At 72.8% G+C, this 13,732-nt stretch carries 12 protein-coding genes; 5 read left to right on the forward strand and 7 right to left on the reverse strand.

Annotated features, from left to right (window positions below; genetic code table 11):
- Positions 1–59 precede the first annotated feature (59 nt).
- Together ACIRQF_RS33090 and ACIRQF_RS33095 are read left to right on the forward strand one after the other, a co-directional pair.
- Positions 60–749, forward strand: coding sequence for an alpha/beta fold hydrolase (locus ACIRQF_RS33090; RefSeq protein WP_404097999.1), 690 nt, complete (start codon positions 60–62; stop codon positions 747–749).
- Positions 750–957: 208 nt separating this feature from the next.
- Positions 958–1,428: a hypothetical protein gene (locus ACIRQF_RS33095; protein ID WP_404098002.1), complete on the forward strand. Its 471-nt coding sequence runs from the start codon at positions 958–960 to the stop codon at positions 1,426–1,428.
- Between the two features lie 108 nt (positions 1,429–1,536).
- Here the strand turns inward: ACIRQF_RS33095 and ACIRQF_RS33100 are convergent, their stop codons facing one another.
- From ACIRQF_RS33100 to ACIRQF_RS33110, 3 genes are all read right to left on the reverse strand, one after another.
- Positions 1,537–2,649, reverse strand: a complete 1,113-nt coding sequence (locus tag ACIRQF_RS33100) for an ABC transporter substrate-binding protein (RefSeq protein ID WP_404098004.1) — start codon at positions 2,647–2,649, stop codon at positions 1,537–1,539.
- Between the two features lie 144 nt (positions 2,650–2,793).
- Entirely contained in the window at positions 2,794–3,111 is a 318-nt protein-coding gene (locus tag ACIRQF_RS33105; RefSeq protein ID WP_376633676.1) for a DMT family transporter, read from the reverse strand.
- A 229-nt stretch (positions 3,112–3,340) separates the two neighbouring features.
- Positions 3,341–3,925, reverse strand: a complete 585-nt coding sequence (locus tag ACIRQF_RS33110; protein WP_404098008.1) for a DMT family transporter — start codon at positions 3,923–3,925, stop codon at positions 3,341–3,343.
- Between the two features lie 104 nt (positions 3,926–4,029).
- On the opposite strand from ACIRQF_RS33110, the gene ACIRQF_RS33115 reads away from it, so the two are divergent.
- Entirely contained in the window at positions 4,030–4,461 is a 432-nt protein-coding gene (locus tag ACIRQF_RS33115; protein WP_382480805.1) for a MarR family winged helix-turn-helix transcriptional regulator, read from the forward strand.
- A 36-nt stretch (positions 4,462–4,497) separates the two neighbouring features.
- On the opposite strand, the gene ACIRQF_RS33120 is transcribed toward ACIRQF_RS33115, so the two are convergent.
- Both ACIRQF_RS33120 and ACIRQF_RS33125 read right to left on the reverse strand, forming a co-directional pair.
- Entirely contained in the window at positions 4,498–5,160 is a 663-nt protein-coding gene (locus ACIRQF_RS33120; protein ID WP_404098011.1) for a response regulator, read from the reverse strand.
- On the reverse strand, positions 5,135–6,307 hold the full coding sequence (locus ACIRQF_RS33125; RefSeq protein WP_404098014.1) for a sensor histidine kinase: 1,173 nt from the start codon (positions 6,305–6,307) through the stop codon (positions 5,135–5,137). Before ACIRQF_RS33125 ends, ACIRQF_RS33120 begins: the two co-directional genes overlap by 26 nt.
- 176 nt (positions 6,308–6,483) lie before the next feature.
- On the opposite strand from ACIRQF_RS33125, the gene ACIRQF_RS33130 reads away from it, so the two are divergent.
- Positions 6,484–8,754 (forward strand): MMPL family transporter, encoded by a 2,271-nt coding sequence (locus ACIRQF_RS33130; protein ID WP_404098017.1) that lies wholly within the window; start codon positions 6,484–6,486, stop codon positions 8,752–8,754.
- Positions 8,755–8,931: 177 nt separating this feature from the next.
- Here the strand turns inward: ACIRQF_RS33130 and ACIRQF_RS33135 are convergent, their stop codons facing one another.
- On the reverse strand, positions 8,932–10,338 hold the full coding sequence (locus tag ACIRQF_RS33135) for an esterase-like activity of phytase family protein (protein ID WP_404098020.1): 1,407 nt from the start codon (positions 10,336–10,338) through the stop codon (positions 8,932–8,934).
- Between the two features lie 203 nt (positions 10,339–10,541).
- Here ACIRQF_RS33135 and ACIRQF_RS33140 point away from each other — a divergent pair, with 203 nt between their 5' ends.
- Positions 10,542–11,981: a chondroitinase-B domain-containing protein gene (locus ACIRQF_RS33140; protein WP_404098023.1), complete on the forward strand. Its 1,440-nt coding sequence runs from the start codon at positions 10,542–10,544 to the stop codon at positions 11,979–11,981.
- A gap of 213 nt (positions 11,982–12,194) precedes the next feature.
- Here the strand turns inward: ACIRQF_RS33140 and ACIRQF_RS33145 are convergent, their stop codons facing one another.
- The gene (locus tag ACIRQF_RS33145) at positions 12,195–13,475 is read right to left on the reverse strand and encodes a serine hydrolase domain-containing protein (protein WP_404098025.1); all 1,281 of its coding nucleotides are present in this window, start codon (positions 13,473–13,475) and stop codon (positions 12,195–12,197) included.
- Between the last annotated feature and the right edge of the window lie 257 nt (positions 13,476–13,732).

A 13,732-nucleotide genomic window follows, 5' to 3' on the forward strand; every position in this document is an offset into this window, starting at 1 on the left:
GACCCTCCCGGTAGCGTTTCGACGGTCACCCGACCGCACATCCTCCGGGAGGAACGCCCGTGGACATCCTGCTCATCGCCGGCATGTGGCTCGACGGAACGGCCTGGGACGAGGTCGTGCCCGAGCTCACCGCGCTCGGCCACCGGCCCGTGCCGGTCCACCTCCCCGGCCAGGGGGACGGGAACGGCTCGGCCACGCTCGACGACCAGCTGGCGGCGGTGCTCGCCGCCGTCGACGCGGCGCCCGGCAAGCCGCTCGTGGTGGGGCATTCCGCCGCCTGCAGCCTGGCCTGGCTGGCCGCCGACGCCCGGCCGGAGAAGGTGGCCAAGGTGGCCCTCGTCGGCGGCTTCCCCGCCCCCGACGGGCGCGCCTACGCCGACGCCTTCGCGATCGAGGACGGCTTCATGCCCTTCCCGGGCTGGGGACCCTTCGAGGGACCGGACGCCGACGACCTGGACCAGGCGGCCCGGGAGCGCTTCGCGTCCGCCGCCGTCCCCGTCCCGGAGACCGTGGCCCGCGGGACGGTGCGACTCACCGACGAGCGCCGCTTCGACGTTCCGGTGCTGCTGGTGTGTCCGGAGTTCAGCCCCGCCCAGGCGAAGGAGTGGATCGACGACGGGGAGAGCCCCGAGCTCGCCCGGGTCGCCCACCTCGACTACGTCGACCTCGACTCGGGCCACTGGCCGATGACCACCCGGCCCCGCGAACTCGCCCGACTGCTGGCCGAGGCCGCGGCGACCGAAGCCTAGACGAGTCGTTCCGAAGTGATCAGTGGTCGTAGGCGATCAGGGACCGTGTGATGGGCTGGAAAATCGGGAAGATCTCAGGTCTTCCGCCGTCCGCTGCCCGCCGCTGTCGAAGGCGGCGACGACCTTGCCGTCCGCGTGTCCCTGTCCGGCCCGGAATTGCCCGAACCCCGGCCGCATGTCCATGCCATCGATGTCATAGTCTGACGTTGTGTGGACAACGCTTGCGCCGCTCATCGGCGTCCTGCTCGGCGGGCTCATGTCGATACTGACCCAGCGCTCTGCAGGACACGCCCTGGAACGCGGCGAGGCGCGCCGCAGTGCTCGTGAGCTTGCCGAGGCGCGCCGTAACGAGCGTCTCACTCACCTCATCGCATTTCTGTCTGCGGTGCAGGAAGCAGAACGAGTCGCGGTGGACCGGCATCACCACAACCTGGCCGACGAGCAGTGGCAGGCCAGGGAACGGCAGGTCCTTGACAGGGTGTGGGTGACGCAGAAGACGATCCACGTACTGTGCGCGCCGGAGGTCAGCGAAGCGGCACGCAGCCTCGCCTGGGCAGTACAGGAGGTGATCAGAAAGGGCCCCGAAGACCCGGGGGATCCGCAGGACGAGAAGGTCTGGGCGCACATACATCCGAGCCGACAGGCATTCCTTGATCTCGTGCGCGACCAGCTGAGTTGAACCCCCGGGCGGGATTCGGCAGCTGTCGTGAGCGGCCCGGGGCAAGCAGCACCGGCTCCGGCCTCCCTTGTGCGGCGAGCGTCATCTCAGGCCGGGGCCGTTCCTGCCTCAGGCGGAGCGGAGGACCCGGAAGTGCTCCGGTGCGGCCGGATCCCGGTCGACGACCTGGAGCGGAGCTCCCACCCACTGCCACACGTCGATGCCGGGCGTACGGGAGAACCGGATGCGCCCGCGGGTGCCCTCGACGGCGATCTCCGGCCAGGACTCGGCCAGGCTCACCCGGTCGACGCCGTGGCGGCGCAGGGCCTCGGCGAGCGTGATGCCCGTGTCGTAGCCCTCGAAGGCGACGAAGGAGGGTGCGACGTCCAGTTGCCGGCGGAGGGCCGCGCCGACGCGCACGCCCAGCGGGCCGAGCCGCTCCGGCAGATAGCGCAGGAACGGGATACCGGCGCCGTCGGCGCCGAGCAGGGCAGCCCACTCGGCGAACTCCGGCTGCCCGGCGGGAGCGCCGATCAGGACCTCGGTCAGGCGTCGGTCCCGGCGGACGGCTTCGACGATCGGTACGGCCGGCTCGGGGTGGCCGACGAGGAGAAGGAGGGCCGTCGCGCGACGGGCGACGAGCGCGTCGCACAGGGCCGTGGGGGAGAGTTCGCGCGTGTCGAGCTCCACGACGCAACCCCCGCGCGCGGCGAGGTGGTCCCGCAGGACGCGGGCCCCGGAGGCCCAGTAGACACTCGGCTGGGTCGCCACGGCGATCCGGCTGTGGCCCGCGTCGAGCAGGAAGTCCGCGTAGGTCCGCCAGCCGCGGGACTGCGGTGGGGCCAGGCGCGCGACCCGCTCCGTGGGTCCGTCGGTCAGTGCGTCGAGAACGGCCGACGAGCACAGGAACGGCAGGCCGAGCGCGTCGGCCCGGGTGGCGGCGGCGCGGGCGACGACGCTGTGGTACTCGCCCACCAGGGCGACCACGCCCCGGTCCGCCAGCTCGTCCACGGCCGCCGCGGCCCGCTCCGGATCGGCCGCGGTGTCCCGGACGGCCAGCTCGACCGGCCTTCCGCCGATCCCGCCACCCTCGTTGGTCTCGCGAACGGCCAGTTCCAGTCCGGCGAGCAGATGCCGGCCGGCCTCGACCCAGCCGGGGCGGCTCAGCGGGACGAGGGCGCCGACCCGGACCGGCGTTCGGTCGGTCCGTGGTGCGGCGGCGGGCGAGGGTGGCGTAGGCATGGTGTGGGCGTCTCCCGTCCCGTGTGGCGATGCCGGACATTGCATACACGGCCCTCGCCAACTGGCAAGCGATTATGGGTTCGTCGAGAGCGGGGAGTGGGGGTCCGGGAGCGGGGGCCGGGCGTGAGGCCTGCGGTGGCGACCTCAGACGGAGGTGACTCGCAGGATGATCGCGCCGCTGATGATGGACGCGAAGGACAGCAGGCGGGCGAGGGTGAGCTTCTCCTTGAAGAGGATCGAGCCGAAGACGACGGTGCCGACCCCGCCGATGCCGGTCCAGAGGGTGTAGCCCACCGACACGTCGAGGTCGAGCAGGGCGCGGGACAGGGTGTAGATGCCGCCGGCGGCGGCGATCAGGGTCAGCACGCTGGGCCACAGGCGGGTGAAGCCCTGGGTCGCGTTGGTGCCGAGGGCGAAGAGGATCTCGAAGACGATGGCGATGCCGAGGAACACCCAGGTCATGGCAGTGACTCTCTCCTGGTCGGGGCTGGTCGGGGCTGGTCGGGGCTGATCGGGGTCGGTGGCGGTCGGTCGGGGTCGGTCGGGACGTGGCGCGCCGGACGGTCCCGAGTCGAGCGGGCGGGGCTGTGCGGGGCGCAGCTGAGCGGGCGGGGCTGTGCGGGGCGCAGCTGAGCGGGCCGGGCCGGGCGGGCCGGGTCGGCTCGCGGTCGGCGGGCCGGGGGAGTGCCCCTCAGGTCGCGGACTTCGCGGCGGCGATTCGGTCCGTGACGCGCAGGGCCGTGCCACCACCGATGATCAGGACGAAGGCGACGACCTTCCACACGGTCATCGGCTCGTCGTAGATGAGGGTGCCGAAGATGACGGTTCCGACGCCGCCGATGCCCGCCCAGACGGTGTAGCCGACGCCGACGTCCACGTACTTCAGGGCCTGGGAGAGGCCGTAGATGCCGAAGGCGGCGGCCACGGCGGTGAGCAGCGAGGGGCCGAGTCGGGTGAAGGCGTGGGTTGCCTCGGTGGAGAGCGCGAAGGTGATCTCGAAGAGGGACGAGAAGAGCAGCCAGGTCCAGCCGACGTTCTGCTTCTTCCGTGCCTCTTCGGCGGACGCGGTGGACGCGGTGGACGCGGTGGACGCGGCGGACGCGGAGGACCCGGTGGACGTGGCGGACGTGGCGGGCGGAGCGGGCTCCGCCGGTGTGACGGGAGCGGCGAGTGTCTCCGCGGCGCCCGCCCTACCTGCCGCCCCCGCCGTACCTGCCCCGCCCGCCGTACCGACCGCATCCGTCCCGGATGTCGTGGCCTTCGCTTCTGTGGACATCGGAATCAAACCCCCATTTGATTGCTTGTACGTGCAAGTACCTGTCGCTCCAGAAGCTTGCACGGGCATATAACCTGCTGTCAAACCCCCGAGAGGAGAGGCCGATGAACGACCGGGCCGCATGGGACCGTGTGCTCGCCCTGCACGCGCGCGTGGAGCGGGAACTCGCCACCGCCCTGCAGCGACGGCACGGCATCGGGCTCTCGGAATACCGCGCCCTGGAGAACCTCTCCGCCTCGCCCGAGCACGAACTGCGCATGCAGGAGCTCGCCGACCGGATCGGTCTCGGCCAGTCCTCGGTGACCCGGCTCGTCGACCGGCTCAAGGGTGCCGGTTACGCCTACAAGGACAACTGCCCCTCGGACAAGCGCGGCGTCTACGCGGTGATCACCGACGCCGGCCGCAATCGCTACGCCGACGCCCGGGCCACCTACGCCGAGGTGCTCTCCGGCGCCCTGGACTCCCTCGGCGCCGACCCCGAACTCGCCACCACGGTGGCCGCGGTGCGCGGCACGCGGGGTGCCCAGGTGTCCTGATCACGAGCGTCGTGGGGACATGGCCCGGCATCCGGCTCACGTTCCGGGGAGGATACGGCGCGTTTCGTAGGCCCACATCGCGATCTCGACCCGGTTCCGGGCGCCGAGTTTGGCCATCAGGCTGGCCAGATGCGTCTTCACCGTACTGAGGCTGATGTGCATCGCATCGGCGATCTCGGTGTTGGTCAGCCCGCGAGCGACGGCGAGGAGCACCTGCTCCTCGCGGGCGGTGACGGGGGAGACCGGCTGGACCACGGGCCGCCCGGCGGGCAGGTCCGCGAACGCCCGGAGCAGACGGACGGTGACGCTGGGCGCGATGAGCGCCTCACCGTCGGCCGCCGACCGTACGGCCTGCGCCAGAAGGTCCGGTCCCGTGTCCTTGAGGAGGAATCCGCGGGCGCCGGCACGCAGCGAGCCGTAGACGTACTCGTCGAGGTCGAACGTGGTGATGACGACCACGGCCAGCGGGTCGGCGACGCCCGGGCCGGCGACGAGCCGGGTGGCCTCGAGCCCGTCGAGTACGGGCATGCGGATGTCGAAAAGGCAGACGTCGGGGCGTAGTTCGCGTGCCAGACGTACCGCTTCCCGCCCGTCGGCGGCCTCGCCGACCACCTCGATGCCCGGCTGGGCGTTCAGCATGATCCGCAACCCGGTGCGGATGATCGTCTGGTCGTCAGCGACGAGGACGCGAATGGACACCGCTCTCGTTCCTCGCTCTCGGCAGTTCGGCCTCGACGTGCCAGCCCCGGTCGGTACCCGGGCCGGCTCGTAGTGTGCCGCCGAGCAGGGTCGCGCGCTCGCGCAGTCCGGTAAGTCCGTATCCGTCGCGACCCCGGCCGGTGCGCCGGCCGTTGTCGCGCACGCTCACCCGTACCTCGTGCCGTTCCGCGGCGACCCGGACGACGAGCTCGGTCGCGTCGACCGCGTGGCGCAGCGCGTTGGTCACCGACTCCTGCACGATCCGGTAGACGGCCGCGTCCACGGCCGGGGGCAGCGCGTCCAGTTCGCCGTCGAGCCCCAGGTCGACCCGCAGGCGACCACCCGGGGTGCGCACCAGGCGCTCCAGATCCGCGACTCCGGCAGGGGGCGCCAGCTCGGCGCCGACCCCGCGGTCGCGCAGCGCGGCGACCATGGCGCGCATCTCCTCCAGCGTGCGCGCCCCTTCCTCCTCGACCCCCTCCAGCGCCTCGACGGCGGCGGACGGGTCGGTGCCCGCGAGCACCCGGCCCGCCTGGGCGATGATCACCATGGCCGACACGTGGTGGGCCACCGTGTCGTGCAGTTCCCGGGCGAGCTGCTCGCGCTCGCGGGAGCGCACCTGGTCCAACTGCCGTTCGCGAGCGGTCACCCGGAACCGCACCGCAGCCCCGACCACGCCGGGCACCAGCAGGAAGACGTAGCCCACGGCCCTTTCGACGAACGGGGTCCCGTCCGTGACGACGCACAGCGCGCCGACCGCGAGGATCACCGCGCCGCCCAGCACGATCTCGCGTCCCGATCCCCACCGGGGCAGCGCGTACACCAGCACGAGCACGACCGCGTTGGTGTACAGGCCGACGGGCTCGCGCGGTGCGGCGACGAGCGAGGCCACCGGAAGCAGGATCACCGAGCCGAACGCCAGCGTCACCATCGCCAGCGGGCGGGTCCGGCGCCACAGGGGCAGCAGGCACAGCCACGCGGCGAACACCACCGCCACCGGCCGCCACACGACGTTCTCGCGCAGGGTGGCCTCCAGCGCCACACCGGTAAGGCCCGCGGCGAGCAGCGCCCAGTCCCGACGCACCCGGGCCGGCGCGTCGGGCGGCCGGGGTTCGGTCCACAGGGTTCGCAGGTCGTCTCGGAGCACGGTTACCAGCCTAGGGACCGTGGCGTGCCGCGCATCGGCCGAAAGGACGGGTCGTCACTCCGCCCCGGGGCCGACGGATCCGCGGCCCGCGGGCCGATGCCGTTGGAGCGCCGTGGCGACGAGCCTCGGCATCGGCGGCCGTACAAGGACGGCCGCCGAGGTGGTTGGAGGAACCGATGCTCTCGAAAGCCCTGACGAGCCTGGGCGCAAGCGCCGCCCGCCATCCCTGGCGGGTGATCGCGGCATGGCTGGTCGCCGCCACGCTCGCCGTCCTCGCCGCCGTCGCCTTCGGCGGGCGGACCGCGGACTCGATGACCGCTCCGGGACTGGACTCCGAGCGGGCCGCGGAACTGATCGAGCGGGCCGGCACCGGCCAGGAGGGGATGACCGCCCAAGTGGTCGTGACCCCCCGCGACGGCGGTGCGACGTTCTTCGACGACGACGGCGCTCGCACCGCTCTCGCCCGGCTGCGGACCGAGGTGGGGCGGCTGCCGCACGTGCTCGGCACGAGCGACCCGGCGGGGGCGCTCGGCGCGGGCGGGGACACCGCCGTGCGCGGCGGCCTCGTCTCGGCCGACGGGCGGATCGCGGTCGTCCGGGTGCAGTACCCCGACCAGAGCCGGCTGTCGGCCGAAGACCTCGGCGCCCTCGTCGACCTCGGCGACCGGCTGCGCGCCGAACTGCCCCTGCGCATCGAGATGGGCGGGAGCCTCTTCTATGCCTTCTCCGACCCCGACGGCGGCGCGAGCGAGCTGATCGGCCTCCTCGCCGCGGCCGCCATCCTGTTCCTGGCGTTCGGTTCGCTCGTCGCCGCCGCGCTGCCGATCGGCATGGCGGTCTTCGGACTCACCGTCGGGGTCGCCACGATGACGGTACTGGCGGGGGTGACGGACGTCCCGGCCTTCGCCCCCGTCCTGGGCAGCATGGTCGGGCTCGGAGTGGGCATCGACTACGCGCTGTTCGTGCTCGCCAGGCACCGGGAGTACCTCGCGCGCGGGCTCGATCCCCGCGAGGCGGCGGGGCTGGCGGTGGCCACGGCGGGGCGGCCCGTGGTCTTCGCCGGCGGCACCGTCGTCGTATCGATCCTCGGCCTGGCGGTCGCGAACGTACCGTTCATGACGGTGGGCGGGCTCGCCGTCTCGATCGTCGTTCTGATCATGGTGGTCGCGTCGGTGACGCTGCTGCCGGCCTTCCTCGGCGCCGCCGGCCCACGCCTGGCCCGGGCCGGCCGGATCGGCCGGGCTCTGCAGGCCAGGAAGCCGGGCCGACTCGCACGGCGGCGGGACCCGGCGGCAGGCGCCGCCCACGCCGCCGGGTGGCGTCGCTGGATCGGGCACGTCGGCCGGCACCCGGTGCCGTACGCGGTCGGCGCGGCTGGGCTGCTGCTGACCGCGACGCTGCCCGTGCTCGGCCTGCGCGTCGGCCTGCCCGACGACGGCTCACTGCCCCACAGCCGTACCGAGCGCCGGGCCTACGACCTCGTCGCCGAGGGGTTCGGTCCGGGCACCAACGGTCCCCTCGTCATCGCCGCGGACCCCGCCGGCGATCCGGGAGTGCTGGACCGACTCGTCGCGACGGTCGCGGCGGATCCGGGCATCGCCTCCGTCGCGCCGGCGCACATCGACCGGGCCACCGGCATCGCGACCCTGGTGGTGTTCCCGACCACCAGTCCTCAGGACAAGGCCACGGCCGACACCATCGCCCGGCTGCGCACCGGCGTGCTGCCCGCGGCGATCGGGCACGGCCCGGCCAGGGCCCACGTCGGCGGCGCCGCCGCGAGCCTGTCCGATGTGGGGCGACGCACCAGCCAACGCCTGCCGGTGTTCGTCGCCGCCGTGCTCGCGATGTCGTTCCTGCTGCTGATGCTGGTCTTCCGCTCGGTACTCGTACCGCTCAAGGCGGTACTGCTGAACCTGCTGAGCATCGGCGCGTCCTACGGCATCATGGTCGCGGTCTTCCAGTGGGGCTGGGGAGGCGCACTCATCGGGCTGGAAGCGACGGTTCCGATCGTGTCGTTCATCCCGATGTTCCTCTTCGCCATCCTCTTCGGCCTGTCGATGGACTACGAGGTGTTCCTCCTCTCCCGGGTACGCGAGGAGTACCTGCGCACCGGCGACAACGGCACGGCGATCGTCGAGGGTGTCTCGGGCGCCGCCCGGGTCATCACCTCGGCCGCCCTCATCATGGTGGCGGTCTTCCTGTCCTTCGCCGTCGCCGAGGACCCCTCCGCCAAGATGTTCGGGCTCGGCCTGGCCACCGCGATCTTCATCGACTCCACGGTCGTCCGCATGGTGCTGGTACCGGCGACCATGACACTCCTCGGCCGGACCAACTGGTGGCTGCCGAAGTGGCTGGACCGGATGCTTCCCCGCGGCCCGGTCGGCACCGACGACACCGACGCGGAACCCACGGGTGAGGCCCCGCGCCCACGGCTGGTCGACCGTTGACCCGACCCCTGCCCACCCTTGGCGTTCGGCACCTCGGCACGTCACCGAAGGGCACATCGAGTCGTGATCACCGCGTGGTCCTCGTGGGGGCCCGCACATGGATCACGGCTCGATACGCGCCCGGTCGTTCGGCCGCCGCGCGTGCCGCGCCTCGTGCGAGCCCCGGACGGGCGGGTGTCAGCGCACCGGGCGGTCGAGGCGGACGCGGACGAGCCGCGTCTCGACGCCGCTGTCGACGAGCCGGCCGTTCACGTCGAACGCGCCGCTGCCGTCGGTCATCCCGAAGTCGTTGTCGTTGAGCAGCACCAGGGTCCGGGAGCCCTCGACCGCCACGCCCTCGATCTTGCCCGGGACGCCCTCGACCCTGCCCAGGTCGACCACGAGACGCTTGGCCGCCAACGGGACCGCCGCGCCCGCGGGGTCCGCCAGCTGCTCCAGAGACGGGCTCGTGGCGGCGGAGTCCCAGGCCGAGCCCAGGATGTCCGAGCCGCGTCGCAGCCGGATCTCGTAGAGGCGGGCGGCCTTGTCGGTGCGCTCCTGTACGAGGAGGCGGTCGCCGCCCAGCGCGACCAGCGCGGAGATCTTCAGCTCCGAGGTCCTGGTCTGGCCCGGCTCGACCTCGCCGACCGGGTCGAAGCGGTACGCGTACTCGGCGGTGACCGCTTCCCTGCGGGGCGAGAAGCGCAGCAGGCGGGTGGTGCGGGACTCCTCGCCGCTGTTCTTGTCGGGGTTCGGCAGCGGGCTCTGCAGCGCCATCACCAGATCGCCGTTCGGCAGCAGGGCGAGACCCTCGAAGCCGCGGTTGATCTTCCGCTGGCGGAAGATCGCCGGCAGCGACTCGATCACCGGGTAGTCGGCTCCCTCGAGGCCGAGCCCCTTGGGCACGTGCCGTTCGAGCACCCGGCCGCGCGGCGAGACGTGCACGAGCGAGGGCCCGTACTCGTCCACCAGCCAGAAGCTGCCGTCGCGGTCGCGCACCAGGCCCTCGGTGTCCAGGCCGTTCGGGTCGTAGGCCAGCGGTGTGGCGGCGTCGTAGGTGTACGGGGCCTCGTCGTGGCCGGGCTGGTTCGGCAGGCCGGTCACCGGCCTGCCGGACGAGGTGGTGAGCGGGAAGGCCTTGAGCACCTCGACGGTGTCGCCGACGGCCCGGATCTTCACGATCGCCGGGTCGAAGCCCGGTACGGGGAAGGTGCGCCGCTTCTCCTTGCCCACCGCTGTCTGGCCGTTGGGGCCGCGGTCGGTGACGGTCCAGTACTCGCCGGGCCGCTCGGCCGGGTACAGGTCGCTGCCGATGCCGCCCAGGTCGATCCCGCGGTCGTCCGCGACGCTGCCCGGCAGCAGCCGGTTGCTGAACGCCGCCAGCGGGAGGTCGGGCAGCGTCGAGGTGGACACCACCCGGGCGCCCGAGCCGGCCGGCTCGGCGGCGGTGCCGCCGTGCGGCGTGGACGCCCCCTGGGCCGGCCACGCGGCGGCGGTCAGGGCGAGCGCGGCGGACAGAGGGAGGACGACGGCGGCCGGGCGCCGGAGGACGCGCGGATGCAGGGCGGCGGACGCGGCGCGGAGCACGCGCGAGGCGGAGGTCATGGCCGGGATGGTGATCGCCCCGGGTGAGGTCCGTATGGCGCCCGGGGGTTGGCCGGGTGAACCGGGGGTGGCGGGTCGAGCGGAAGGGGGGAGGGGACGAAGGAAACTCGTGCGGTGGAGGCGTTAGCGGGACGGCAGTGGAACGACAAGGGGCTGCCGCAGCCTGGGCCCCCACCCATCCGCCTGACCGCCTCGGGGGCACCATGCGACGACGTACCTTCCTCACCGGCACCCTGCTCGGCACGGCCATCGCCGCCGTCCCGGCCCTCGCCTCGGCGAAATCCGCGCGCATCGCCGCCGCCGAGGCGGCCACCGTGACCGTCGGCTCCCTCGCCGAGCTCCAGAAGGCGATCGACCGGGCCGTGCCCGGCGACCGGATCGTCCTCGCCGACGGCACATACACCGTGCCCTCCGCCGGCATCGCCGTCTCCGGCCGCAACGGCACCACCAGCGCGCCCATCACCATCGTCGCCGAGTCGCGCGGCGGGGTGGTCCTCCAGGGCGCGCGCAGCTTCGTGTTCGCGGACTCCAGCAACATCGTCATCAGCGGCTTCGCCCTGCGGCAGAGCACCACCCTGGAGATCCCGGCGAGCTGCCCGCGCATCCGGCTGACCCGTAACGACCTCCGGTTCGCCGACGTCACGGGACTCGACTGGGTGCTCGTGCGCGGCGACGACGCCAAGATCGACCGGAACCACTTCCACGACAAGACCACGCAGGGCATCTTCCTGGTCGTCGACGGCCCCGGAGCGACCGCGATGGCCCAGCGGCTCACCGTCCTCCGCAACCACTTCTCCGACCACGGCTACGGAGGCGAGAACGGCGGCGAACCGATTCGACTCGGGGTCAGCGCCCGCGCCCTCTCCAGCGCGAACGCCGTGGTCGAGTACAACCTGTTCGAGCGGTGCGACGGCGACCCCGAGACGGTCTCGGTGAAGTCCTCCGACAACACCGTCCGCTACAACACCGTCCGCGACAGCCGCGGCGGCATCGTGCTGCGCCACGGCAACCGGACCACCGTCGCGGGCAACCACCTGCTCGGCGGCGGTGAGGGCGTCCGCCTCTACGGCAACGACCACCTCGTCGTGAACAACTACTTCGGCGCCCTGACCGGCCGCGCCCTCGTCGTCGGCAGCGGCACCACCCGCGACCACCACACCGGCGAGACGACCGACGAGCGGCGCGGCAACGACGCCTGCGACCGTGCGGTCATCGCCCACAACACCTTCGTCGGCAACGCCCGGACGCTCTCGGGAGAGAGCCGTACGTACGCGCCGAGCGACGTGGTCGTCGCCGACAACATCCTGGTCGCCGCGAGTGGAACCCTGGTCGACCTCCTGCAGGGCACCGGCTTCCTCTGGCAGGGCAACATCCTGTGGGGCGCCGCCGCCGACGGCACCCTCCCGAACGCCGGCTACCGCCGGATCGACCCGAAGCTCCGTCCGGACACCGACGGGGTGCAGCGGCTGACGGCGGGCAGCCCCGCGATCGACACGGCGACGCTGACCTCTCCGGCCGTCACCGAGGACCTCGACGGGCACGTGCGCACGGGCGCCCGTGACGTCGGCGCGGACGAGTACTCCACCGCGGCCCCGGTCCGCCGGCCGCTCACGCCGGCGGACGTGGGCCCGAACGCCGCCTGAGGCCGTCGATTACCGGTGGCACGGCGACGGCCGCACCCCACGGGGTGCGGCCGTCGCCGTGCCGCTGTCCCGGGAGCCGTGCCGCTGTTCCGGGAGCCGTGCTGCTGTTCGGGGAGCCGTGCCGCTACCCGGCGTCCGTGCCGCTACACGGGGTGCGTCCCGCTACCCCGGGTCCCGGCCGGGGGCACCGGCGAGGACCCGGGGTGCGACGCGTCAGTGCCGCTCGGGCAGGTCCCGCTCGGCCGGGCGGTCGGTCGCGCCCGGAGCCGTGAGGGAACGGGCCGCCGGGGACTTCGCGGCCGGGGCCGGCTTCTTGCCGCAGAACGCGGCCTCCAGCGTCCCGCCGAGCGCCGTGTTCGCCGCACCGTGGTTCGAGGTGTTGGCGACCGCCGACAGGCTGCGCCTGCCGTCCCGGGTCGTGAAGGCGTACGTGTAGAAGCCCTGCACGGTGCCGGTGTGGCCGAAGATCTGCGTGCCGCACGACAGGTCGTACCGGCGCAGCCCGAGCCCGTAGAACCGGGTGTTCGTGGCGTCCGTCGGCGTCACCGTCGTCATGGCGTCCAGCATCGCCGGGGAGAGCAGCCGGCCGCGCAGCAGCGCGCTCATGAAGGTGTTCAGGTCCGCCGGGGTGGAGATGACCGCGCCCGCCGACTGCGCCCACGACACCGTCTGCTCGGTGGAGTCCACGAGCGGCGCGCCGGCCTCGTCCGGGTGCAGGTAGCCGCGTACGTGCAGGCCCTTGATGCGCGTGTCGGGGTGCACGTACGACGTGCCGCTCAGCTTCAGCGGCTTGAAGATGCGGTTCTTGTACGAGTCCGCCACCGGCCGGCCGGTCAGCTTCTCGATCAGCATGCCGACCACGACGAAGTTGGCGTTGGAGTACTTGTACGAGACGCCGGGCTCGGTGGTACGGGGCAGCGCCAGGGACAGGTCGACGAGTTCCCGGTAGGTGAAGACCCGGTTCCGCACGGACTCGAAGCCCGGCACCGTCTTCTCGAACATGGCGTCGGTGTAGTCGGCCAACCCGCTGCGGTGGGTGAGGAGGTGACGGACCGTGATGCGATCGTCGGGCAGCAGGCCGGGAAGGTAGCGGTTCACCGGCGCGTCGAGCTCGAGCCGGCCCTCCTGCACCAACTGGAGCAGCACCACCGTGGAGAACGTCTTGCTGACGCTGCCGATCCGGAAGCGCGCGTGGATGTCCATCGACGCGCCCGACGCGCGGTCACGGACGCCGGCGGTCCGGTACGTGACCCCGTCGGGACCGGCGAACCGGGCCATGGCCCCCGGGGCGCCGTTCGCCATGGCGGCGTCGAGTGCGGCGGCCACGCCCTCCATGTCGGGCGCGACGGTGGCCGCGGGGGTGGGGGCCGTCGTGGACGGGCTGACGGGGACGGGCGCGGCGGACGCGCCGGCGGCCGGGGCGAGAGCCCCGGCGAGTGCGGCGATCAGAGTGGCGCCCACGGCCAGGCGGCGTCGGTGCGGCGAACGGAGCACAGGTTTCCTCGGCTTCTTCCTCGACTGGGTCGTTCACCGATCATGAGTGCCGTGGAGCGCGGCGGGTTCCCGGCGGGAAAGGCGTGTTTCGGCCAAGTCCGGGCCACGGGCCGCCGGTCCGGCGGCACGGCCCTTACGGGTTCGCTCCAAGCAGGGGTACGGGCCATACGGTTCGCTTCTGTGACGCGGAAACACATGGAACGTTTCCGCCGGAGGCGCTCGCCCGGAGCCGCTATGGGCTGCGCGCCCACTTCCAC

The sequence above is a fragment of the Streptomyces sp. NPDC101191 genome, assembly GCF_044767915.1.
Classification (GTDB): Bacteria; Actinomycetota; Actinomycetes; order Streptomycetales; family Streptomycetaceae; genus Streptomyces.

Coding starts and splice junctions, on each gene's coding strand:
- ACIRQF_RS33135 (WP_404098020.1), bottom strand. CDS start 10,338: ATGACCTCCGCCTCGCGCGTGCTCCGCGCCGCGTCCGCCGCCCTGCAT.
- ACIRQF_RS33100 (WP_404098004.1), bottom strand. CDS start 2,649: ATGCCTACGCCACCCTCGCCCGCCGCCGCACCACGGACCGACCGAACG.
- ACIRQF_RS33115 (WP_382480805.1), top strand. CDS start 4,030: ATGAACGACCGGGCCGCATGGGACCGTGTGCTCGCCCTGCACGCGCGC.
- ACIRQF_RS33105 (WP_376633676.1), bottom strand. CDS start 3,111: ATGACCTGGGTGTTCCTCGGCATCGCCATCGTCTTCGAGATCCTCTTC.
- ACIRQF_RS33130 (WP_404098017.1), top strand. CDS start 6,484: ATGCTCTCGAAAGCCCTGACGAGCCTGGGCGCAAGCGCCGCCCGCCAT.
- ACIRQF_RS33110 (WP_404098008.1), bottom strand. CDS start 3,925: ATGTCCACAGAAGCGAAGGCCACGACATCCGGGACGGATGCGGTCGGT.
- ACIRQF_RS33140 (WP_404098023.1), top strand. CDS start 10,542: ATGCGACGACGTACCTTCCTCACCGGCACCCTGCTCGGCACGGCCATC.